Annotated in this window: 1 protein-coding gene; it reads right to left on the bottom strand. The window is 63.7% G+C overall.

Annotated elements, in window-relative coordinates; translation table 11 throughout:
* On the bottom strand, window positions 1–1,109 hold a 1,109-nt coding region (locus IE660_RS15235; protein WP_203569242.1), incomplete at both ends, for an ABC transporter substrate-binding protein.

The following is a 1,109-nucleotide window of genomic DNA, read 5'->3' on the forward strand; positions in this document are numbered from 1 at the left end:
GTTCTCCAGACCCTTGATGGACGGAACGGCGTTGCCACCACCGGACAGGCGGAACTTCTGACCCTCGACACCGGTGTAGATCGCCATGAAGGCCTTGGCCAGGTCGACGTCCTTGGCCTTGGCGTTGACGCCCATGGCCGCGACGTACACGACGGTCGGCAGGATCTCGTTGCCGGCCTCGGTCGGGAACGGGGCGATGTCGTACTTGAACTTCAGCTGCTTCAGGTTCGGCAGGATCCAACGGCCGTAAGGAATCGTCGCCAGCTGCTGGGCGTAGAACAGCGCGTCGACACCCTGGCCCTTGGGCAGCGAACCGCCGTAGGTCATGGTGCCCTTGTCGAGGTGGCCCCACATCCACTCGATCGCCTTCATGCAGGCATCGTCCTGGTCGATCTGGGCGTCGCCGTTGTCGGCGAACGGCTTGCCACCGAAGGTGGTCATCCAGCTCAGCCAGTGACCATAGCCCGACTCGAGCACGTGGGCGCGCTTGCCGGCAGCGGTCACCTTGGTGAACAGCTCGTCGACCGCGGCCTTGTTCCACGAACCCTTCTCATAGAGGGCAGCGGGATCCTCGGCCACACCAGCCGAACCCAGCAGGTCCTGGTTGAACCAGAAGGCGGCGGGGTTGCAGTCCACGGTCACGCCGTAGAAGACGCCGTCACCCTTGGGCGCGCACCACTCCATCAGGTTGGTGTGGTACTCGCTCAGCGGCGAACGGGTCGCATCCGACTTCAGGTAGCTCGACAGCTCCACGATCGAGTTGTTCTCGACCAGCTTGCTCATCATGGTGTCGCCCACGTAGAACACGTCCGGGGCCGAACCACCGGCGAGCTGGGTCATGATCTTCGAGGTGTAGTCACCAGACACGACCTGGAACTTCACATCGGTGCCGTAGTTCTTCTTGAAGTCGGCGGCGTACTCGTTGAAGCGCTTGGCCTCACCGGGGTTGGCCCACGAACCCCAGCTGATCGTGCCACCGAAGTTCTTGCCTTCCTTCTTCTGGTAGTCCTTCTCGGCGCCACCGGAGCCACCACCAGTGGGGCTACCGGTACCGCCGTCGCTGCCACCACAGGCGGCCAGCGTCAACGCGGCACCACCCACAGCAGCAG

This window comes from Aestuariimicrobium ganziense (assembly GCF_015352975.1).
GTDB classification, from domain to species: Bacteria; Actinomycetota; Actinomycetes; order Propionibacteriales; family Propionibacteriaceae; genus Aestuariimicrobium; species Aestuariimicrobium ganziense.